This is a genomic window from Kineosporia sp. A_224 (assembly GCF_002198655.1).
In the GTDB taxonomy this organism is placed as follows: domain Bacteria; phylum Actinomycetota; class Actinomycetes; order Actinomycetales; family Kineosporiaceae; genus R-H-3.
This window is the reverse complement of sequence record NZ_MWLN01000093.1, coordinates 1-7989: the sequence shown is the minus strand read 5'-3', so window position 1 is coordinate 7989 and position 7989 is coordinate 1. Positions and strand designations below refer to the sequence as shown.

At 75.0% G+C, this 7989-nt stretch carries 7 protein-coding genes; 3 read left to right on the top strand and 4 right to left on the bottom strand.

The features are described 5' to 3' along the window. Nucleotides 1-110: 110 nt before the first annotated feature. Complete coding sequence (gene gcvT, locus EDJALFJO_RS07520) at nucleotides 111-1277, bottom strand: glycine cleavage system aminomethyltransferase GcvT (RefSeq protein WP_088283764.1); 1167 nt, start codon at nucleotides 1275-1277, stop codon at nucleotides 111-113. 65 nt (nucleotides 1278-1342) lie between these two features. Between gcvT and EDJALFJO_RS07515 the strand changes: the two genes are divergently transcribed. Next, on the top strand, nucleotides 1343-2872 hold the full coding sequence (locus tag EDJALFJO_RS07515) for a leucyl aminopeptidase (protein ID WP_088283762.1): 1530 nt from the start codon (nucleotides 1343-1345) through the stop codon (nucleotides 2870-2872). 9 nt (nucleotides 2873-2881) lie between these two features. Here the strand turns inward: EDJALFJO_RS07515 and EDJALFJO_RS36065 are convergent, their stop codons facing one another. The 3 genes from EDJALFJO_RS36065 to EDJALFJO_RS07500 form a co-directional block, all read right to left on the bottom strand. After that, nucleotides 2882-4282, bottom strand: a complete 1401-nt coding sequence (locus tag EDJALFJO_RS36065) for a diguanylate cyclase (RefSeq protein WP_304441270.1) — start codon at nucleotides 4280-4282, stop codon at nucleotides 2882-2884. Further along, on the bottom strand, nucleotides 4267-4884 hold the full coding sequence (locus EDJALFJO_RS07505; protein ID WP_143448359.1) for a hypothetical protein: 618 nt from the start codon (nucleotides 4882-4884) through the stop codon (nucleotides 4267-4269). Before EDJALFJO_RS07505 ends, EDJALFJO_RS36065 begins: the two co-directional genes overlap by 16 nt. Nucleotides 4885-5052: 168 nt before the next feature. Continuing rightward, nucleotides 5053-5415 carry an oxidoreductase gene (locus EDJALFJO_RS07500; RefSeq protein ID WP_088283759.1) on the bottom strand — a complete coding sequence of 121 codons (363 nt, stop codon included), beginning with the start codon at nucleotides 5413-5415 and terminating at the stop codon, nucleotides 5053-5055. 410 nt (nucleotides 5416-5825) lie between these two features. On the opposite strand from EDJALFJO_RS07500, the gene lpdA reads away from it, so the two are divergent. Further along, entirely contained in the window at nucleotides 5826-7217 is a 1392-nt protein-coding gene (gene lpdA / locus EDJALFJO_RS07495; protein WP_088283757.1) for a dihydrolipoyl dehydrogenase, read from the top strand. Between the two features lie 162 nt (nucleotides 7218-7379). Further along, a partial coding sequence (locus EDJALFJO_RS07490) for a biotin/lipoyl-containing protein (RefSeq protein ID WP_304441269.1) occupies nucleotides 7380-7989 on the top strand: 610 nt, incomplete at its 3' end.

Sequence of the window (7989 nt, the reverse complement as noted above, 5' to 3'; positions counted from 1 at the left end):
GCAGCGACGACCTGACCCTGCCCCTCCCACCCGTCCTCTGGCGGGAGAAGCACCCCAAACTCACGTTTTGGGGTACGTAACCCACCACAGGACGGGTGGGAGGGGCTGTGTCAGGCCTTCGTGCGATCCGCGACGAAGGGCGGCTTGACGACTCGGCAGCGCAGGACCCGGCCGCGGACGTCGACCCCGACCTCGTCGCCCTCGGCGACCCCCGCGTCGAGCAGCGCGATGGCGATGCCCTGCTTGAGCGTCGGCGAGAACGTGCCGGACGTCGTCCGGCCGAGCACCGTGCGCGCACCGCCCGTGCCGTCGTCCGGACCGTCGAGCGCGACGACGTCGAGCTCGGCGCGCGGGACGCCGCGGTCCAGCGCGAGCAGCCCCCAGGTCCGCCGGGCCGGGCCGCGCTCCTTCTCCGCGAGCAGGACGTCGCGGCCCCAGAACGCGGGCTTGGCCCAGCCGACGGCCCAGCCGGTGCGCGCCTGGACCGGCGTGATGTCGAGGGACAGCTCGTGCCCGTGGAGCGGGTAGCCCATCTCGGTCCGCAGCGTGTCGCGGGCACCGAGACCGCACGGCAGACCGCCGCGCGCGGTGACCTCGGCGAGGAGCGCGTCCCACAGCGCCGGTGCGGCGGCGCTCGGTACGAGCACCTCGTACCCGCGCTCGCCGGTGTACCCGGTGCGGCACACCGTCACCGGGACGTCGGTCGGCCCGGCCGGGACGTCGAGCCGGGTCTCGGCGAAGCTCATGTAGCCGTGGCCGACGGGCAGCCCGACGGCGGTGAGGACGTCGTCCGAGAGCGGGCCCTGGACGGCGAGCACGCAGATGTCCGCGTGCATGTCGACGACCGTCACGCCGTCCGGGGCGGCGGCCCGCAGCCGGCGCAGCACCTCGGCGGAGTTCGCCGCGTTCGGCACGAGGAGGACGCCGTCCGCGTTCCACAGGTAGACGATGAGGTCGTCGACGACCCCGCCCGTCGCGTCGTCGCAGCAGAGCGTGTACTGGGCCTGGCCGGGCGCGATCTTCGCGAGCGAGTTCGTCAGGCAGGAGTCGACGAACGCCGCGGCCCCGGGCCCGGTCACGGTCGCCGTCCCCAGGTGGCTCACGTCGAAGATGCCGACCGCCGTCCGGACCGCCTCGTGCTCCTTGAGCACCCCTCCGCCCGGGTACTCGATGGGCATCTCCCAGCCGCCGAAGTCGGCGAGCTTCGCACCGAGGGCGACGTGCCGGTCGGCAAGAGCGGTGTGCCGCAGCGCGGCGGGCGCAGAGGGGTCCGTCATGGACGGCGAAGATACTCCGACGAGCCCTGCGCGCCGCGCGGGACCTGCGTCGATAGCATCGGCGGGTGCCCACCCTGAGCCTCACGACCAAGGCCCCCGCCACCGTCAAGGCCGACGCCCTCGTCGTCGCCGTCGCCTCCGCGCCGAACGGACCGCGGCTGCTCGGCGAGGCGCTGCCCGCGCCGCTGCGCCGCAGCCTCGCCGGCTCCCTCGCCGGCCTCGGGGTGTCCGGCGCCGCCGACGAGGTGGTCCGGGTGCCGTCGGGCGGCGGCGTCGCCGCCCCGGTCGTCGTCCTCACCGGGGTCGGCACGGTCGGCGGCCGCGGGGACGCCGTCACGCCCGAGGCCCTGCGCCGCGCGGCCGGCGCCGCGACCCGCACCCTCGCGGGGGTCAAGGCGGTCGCGGTCGCACTGCCCACCGCGGACGTCGCCGCGCTCGCCGCGGTCGCCGAGGGTGCGCTGCTCGGCGCGTACACCTTCACCCGCTACCGGACCGCGAAGGACGCCAAGCAGGCCGTCGCCGCCGTGACCGTCGTCAGCGACCTCGCCCGCGGCGCGGCCGCGAAGGCCGCCGCGACCCGCGCCGAGGTCCTCGCCGCCGCCGTCGCCGGGACCCGCGACCTCATCAACACCCCGCCGCTCGACCTCTACCCCGCCGCGTTCGCCGACGAGGCCACGAAGGCCGTCGAGGGCCTGGGCGTCAAGGTCACGGTGCTCGACGAGAAGAAGCTGGCCCGCGGCGGCTACGGCGGCCTGCTCGGCGTCGGGATGGGCTCGTCCCGGCCGCCGCGGCTCGTCCGGCTCGACTACGCCCCCGCCGGCGCGACGGCGCACGTCGCGCTCGTCGGCAAGGGCATCACCTTCGACTCCGGCGGCCTGTCCATCAAGCCGGCCGCGGGCATGGAGGCGATGAAGAGCGACATGTCGGGGGCGGCCGCCGTGCTGCACACCGTCGTCGCCGCCGCCCGGCTCGGTCTGAAGGTGACGATCACCGGCTGGCTCGCGCTCGCCGAGAACATGCCGTCGGGCACGGCGCAGCGCCCGAGCGACGTCATCACGATCTACGGCGGCAAGACCGTCGAGGTGCTCAACACGGACGCCGAGGGCCGCCTCGTCCTCGCCGACGCGCTCGTCGCCGCGAGCGAGACGAACCCCGACGTCATCGTCGACGTCGCGACGCTCACCGGCGCGCAGATGGTCGCCCTCGGCAACCGGACGAGCGCGATCATGGCGAACGACGACGCGTTCCGGGAGCGGCTGCACAGCCTCTCGGCGGCCGCCGGCGAGCAGTTCTGGCCGATGCCGCTGCCCGCCGAGCTGCGCGCCAGCATGGACTCCCCCGTCGCCGACATCGCGAACATGGGCGAGCGCTTCGGCGGGATGCTCGTCGCGGGGCTCTTCCTCGCCGAGTTCGTCGGCACCCGTCCGGGCGCGGGTGACGCCGCGGCGACCCAGATCCCCTGGGCGCACCTCGACATCGCGGGCCCGGCCTTCAACACCGGCAAGGCGTTCGGCTACACGCCCGTCGGCGGGACCGGGGTCGCCGTCCGCACCCTTCTCGCGCTCGCCGAGGACGTCGCGGCGTCCGGGGTCTGACCGCCCGGGTCACTGCGCGCGGGCACCCTGCCCCGGGTCGCCGTGCCGCCGGCCGGCCCGGCGGGCGACCTTGTCCTGGCCCGCACGGGCGTCGGCGAGCGTGACGACGGCGTCGACGTCACCACCGGCGGCGCACCGCGCGGCCCCGACCGAGGCCGAGAGCACCGCGCCGTGCACCGGAGGGTGTCCGGCCACCGCATCACGCACCGCGGCGACCAGCCGGTCCGGGGCGGCCGGGTCGCCGGTGCGCACGAGGACGCCGAACTCGTCGCCGCCCAGGCGCGCCACGACAGCGCCGGGGACGACGTCCCGCAGGAGCCCGGCCACGGCGAGGATGAGGTCGTCCCCCGCGTCGTGCCCGAGGGCGTCGTTGACGGTCTTGAGCCCGTCGAGGTCCGCGACGAGCACGGCGACGGGCGCCCCGTCCGCGCCGGCCGCGGCGACCGCCTCGTCCCACGCGCGGCGGTTCGCGAGCCCGGTGAGGGCGTCGTGCCGGGCCTGCACCGCGGCCTCCGTGTAGGCGTCCTCGAGCGTGACGGCGGCGGCGAGGTTGCGGCGACCGTCGGCGGCGAGGAGCCGGACGAGACCGACCGGCGCCGCGAGCAGCAGGATCGTCGCCCAGCCGCCGCCCCCGGCCACGACGACGGCGAGGCCGACCGCGCCGAGAAGCGCGTCGACGGCGAAGGTCCAGGCGAGCGGGCGCACCAGGGTGCCCGGGGCGACCCCGAGGCACCCCGACCGGACGACGGCGACGACGGCGTCCGTGGCGATCTGGGCGGCGAACGCGGCGACGTAGACCGGCCAGTGCGCGAGCGCCGGGCCGGCGGGCCCGGCGACGGCGAGAACGGCGACGGCGCCGACGCAGTGCCAGCCGGGGACGGCGCGGGTCGCCACGGTGTGCGCGAGGCCGCCGGCCCGGGGCGAGCCGACGGCACCGAGCAGGAGCCCGATGAGGACGGCGAGCGGGACGAGCGGCAGCGGGGTGAGGAGCAGGAGGGCGACGAGCACCGGCTGCGTCGGCACGGCGCTGCCGGACGCCGCGACGAACTCGGTCCGGTAGGCCAGCACGTAGAGCCCGACGAGGGCGAGGACGCGCAGCAGGCTCGCCGCCGAGGGGTGGGCCAGGTCGGCCGGGCCGGGCAGGAGCAGCCCGAGCACCGCCACCCCGGTCGCGGCGACGACGAAGCCCCACCCGACGACCGCGGCGCTCACCCGGTCCAGCCGCTGCGCAGCCTCGGCGGCACGGCGCCGGACGGCGACGATCTCGCTCACGCCGTCGACGACCTCCTGCGCACCGCCGTCGCGGGCCACGGGGACCCGGCCGCCGTCCCGCCGGCCGCCGTCCCGGCCGCTGCCGTCGCGCAGGTCGACCGCGCGCGGGACGGCGGGACCGGTCAGAGGCTGCGCCACGGGTCGATCTGGACGTCGTCGACGTTCCACGAGCCGGGCAGCCCGCGCTGGCTGAACGTCACGGTGACGTACTGGCGGCCGGAGGCGTCCCGGATGTCCGGGAGCATGATCCGCTGCGACGGCGCCCAGCCGTACCTCGACCCGTCGATGTCGAGGTCGTTCGTCGCGACGTTGACCCCGCTCGTCACCCGGATCGAGACGTGCAGCGTCGAGAACAGGATCCCCGGCGCCTTGTAGAAGAAGCGGAGCGAGTCCTCGTTGGACGCCACGCACGTCGTCGGGGACGTCGCGGTGCCGAGCGCCGGCACCCACAGCGAGCGGGCGTTCGTGCCGGCGACGACGTTGAACGTCTCGCCGCCGAGCACGGTCGTGCTGCCGCCGCCGAGGGCCCACGACGCCGCGCCGCTCTCGAAGCGGCCGTCCTGGACGACGAAGTACTGGTTCGTGTCGCCCCACCTGGCGAAGGTCTGCGCGGTGGTCCGCGTCCCGCAGTCGACCGTGACGGCCTCGGCGGGCGCCGCGACGAGCGCACCGCCGGCGAAGGTGACGACGGCGGCGGCGAGCGCCGCCAGCCTGGTGCGCAACATCGGTCGGCCGGCCATCGTGGTCTCCTCGGTCATGGCGACGGCAGCGGGCCGGCTGTCGTCGTTCGAGGTCCAGTCTGGTCACTCAGAGGCACTGGAGGACAGCGCGCTGTGCAAGGTTCGCCCTCTTGCAGGCGGGCCTGCCCGGACGGAGCAACGGGGTTGCCCCGGGCGGAGGACCGGGGCCTACGCCGGGCCGGAGCTCCCCAGGTCGGTCGCGCTCTCCCGGCCGGCCGCCTTCTGCCGGGCCGTCCAGTCCCGCATCCGCTGCGGGTAGCCGGTGAGCTGGACGTCGTAGATCGGCACGTTGAGCTCGCGGGACAGGCCGTGGACGACGTCCGGGTCGGCGACCCGGCGGCGGGTCCACTCCCCGGTCGACGCGACGAGCAGCACGGTCGGCGGCGTCACCGTCGTCCGCGGCTCGATGTACGCCTCGACCCCGGGGCGGCTGCGGACGAACTCGGCGAGGTGCGCCGTGACGGCGTTGCGCTCCTCACGCCGGCTGGGGCCGGAGCCGGTCTGCGACCGGCGGCGCCGGAACCATGCCATGCCTGCCAGTCCTCCCCCGCGCCCTGCGGACGCCGTGTGTCCGTCGCCCCGTCGGGCGTGCGGATCATCATCTCCCGGTCCAACGACCGGCGGGGGCGATCCGTTCGACCGCGTGCCCCCGGTCGCCGTCCGGCGCGCACGACGAACCGCCCGTCGTCACATCCGTCGCCGGGCCGACCACCCGGATGCGTGAGTCCGCTCACTCGGCGCTCCACGGGGGCCACCCGGGTGTGACCTTGTCCCCTCGTGATGCAAGGATGCATAACCGCCGCGAAACGACGCTGTGACGTGACCGGACAGCTCGGCCCGAGCATGTGCAGGCCCGGCCGGAGCAGCCGTCGTGACGCGGGCAGCAGCCGCCGTCCGATGCACCAGGCACCGCGTGTGCCTTCGTCCGCACAGGAGAGCCAGTGTCCGAGACGTCCTCCGGCCAGGTCCACGACCTCGTGATCCTCGGCGGCGGCAGCGGTGGCTACGCCGCCGCGCTGCGCGCCTCGCAGCTCGGGCTGTCCGTCGTCCTCGTCGAGAAGGACAAGCTCGGCGGCACCTGCCTGCACCGCGGCTGCATCCCCACTAAGGCACTGCTGCACGCCGCGGAGGTCGCCGACTCGGCGCGCGAGAGCGAGCAGTTCGGCGTCCACGCGACGTTCGAGTCGATCGACATGGCCGGCGTCAACAAGTACAAGGACGGCGTCGTCGGCCGGCTCTACAAGGGCCTGCAGGGCCTCGTCGGGCACCGCGACACGCTCACCTACGTCGAGGCCGAGGGCCGGCTCGTCGCGCCGAACGTCGTCGAGGCGGGCGGGCAGCGGTACACCGGCCGCAACGTCGTGCTCGCGACCGGCTCCTACGCCCGCTCGCTGCCCGGCCTCGAGATCGGCGGCCGGGTCATGACGAGCGACCAGGCCCTCACCCTCGACCACGTGCCGCAGCGCGTCGTGGTCCTCGGCGGCGGCGTCATCGGCGTCGAGTTCGCCTCCGTGTGGAAGTCCTTCGGCGCCGAGGTGACGATCGTCGAGGCGCTCCCCCGGCTCGTCCCCGCCGAGGACGAGGCCTGCTCCAAGGCCCTCGAGCGCGCCTTCCGCAAGCGCAAGATCAACTTCAAGGTCGGCGTCCGGTTCTCGGGCGTGACCCAGCACGACGGCGGGGTGACCGTCTCCCTGGAGTCCGGCGAGACGATCGAGGCGGACATCCTCCTCGTCGCCGTCGGCCGCGGCCCGAACGCGACCGGCTTCGGGTACGAGGAGAACGGCGTCCGGATGGAGCGCGGCTTCGTCCTCACCGACGAGCGGCTGCGCACGAGCGTCCCCGGCGTCTACGCCGTCGGTGACATCGTCCCCGGCCTGCAGCTCGCGCACCGCGGCTTCCAGCAGGGCATCTTCGTCGCCGAGGACATCGCCGGTCTCAACCCGGCGCCGATCGACGAGTCCGGCATCCCGCGCGTCACGTACTGCGAGCCCGAGGTCGCCTCCGTCGGCATCACCGAGGCCCAGGCCAAGGAGAAGTTCGGGGCCGACAACGTCGCGACGGTCGAGTACAACCTCGGCGGCAACGGCAAGAGCCAGATCCTCGCGACCGCGGGCTTCGTCAAGCTCGTCCGGCGGAAGGACGGCCCCGTCGTCGGCGTCCACATGGTCGGCTCCCGGGTCGGCGAGCAGATCGGCGAGGCCCAGCTCATCGTCAACTGGGAGGCCTACCCCGAGGAGGTCGCCTCCCTCGTGCACGCCCACCCGACCCAGAACGAGGCCCTCGGTGAGGCGCACCTCGCCCTCGCCGGCAAGCCCCTGCACTCCCACGCCTGACCCCTTCGTCCGGCCGGTCCGCCGGCCGGACGGCGACACCCGGGCGACGCCTGCGTGGCGGCGCCCCGAAGACACGCAAGACTGACCTGCACCGCACCGCCCCTAGCAGCAGACCTCAGCAGCCCGGCCACCGCCGGAAGCGACGAAGGAGAAGCCGGACCCATGTCGGACTCCGTGCAGATGCCGGCCCTCGGCGAGAGCGTCACCGAGGGCACAGTCACCCGATGGCTCAAGAGCGTCGGGGACCGGGTCGAGCAGGACGAGCCCCTGCTGGAGGTCTCGACCGACAAGGTGGACACCGAGATCCCGTCCCCCGTGGCGGGCGTCCTCGAGCAGATCCTCGTCGGCGAGGACGAGACGGTCGCCGTCGGCACCGCGCTCGCGGTCATCGGCGACGGCTCGTCGAACGGCGCCTCCGCGCCGGCCACCGAGGCCCCCGCCGCCGAGCAGCCCGCCCCGGAGCCCGAGCCGGTCCCGGCGGCGCAGGCCCCGGCCGCCGAGGCCCCCTCCACCGAGGCCGAGCAGCCCGCTGCCGCACCGCACGCCGCGTCGGCCCCGGCCGCCGACGGCCGCGCCGTCCAGATGCCCGCCCTCGGCGAGAGCGTCACCGAGGGCACAGTCACCCGATGGCTCAAGGCGGAGGGTGACACCGTCGAGGTCGACGAGCCGCTCCTCGAGGTCTCGACCGACAAGGTCGACACCGAGATCCCGTCGCCGGTCGCCGGCGTCCTCACGAAGATCCTCGTCGGCGAGGACGAGACCGTCGCCGTCG

What these genes read in the sequence shown, in the direction of transcription:
- gcvT (WP_088283764.1), bottom strand. Translation starts at nt 1,277, where the DNA reads ATGACGGACCCCTCTGCGCCCGCCGCGCTGCGGCACACCGCTCTTGCC.
- EDJALFJO_RS07505 (WP_143448359.1), bottom strand. Translation starts at nt 4,884, where the DNA reads ATGGCCGGCCGACCGATGTTGCGCACCAGGCTGGCGGCGCTCGCCGCC.
- EDJALFJO_RS07500 (WP_088283759.1), bottom strand. Translation starts at nt 5,415, where the DNA reads ATGGCATGGTTCCGGCGCCGCCGGTCGCAGACCGGCTCCGGCCCCAGC.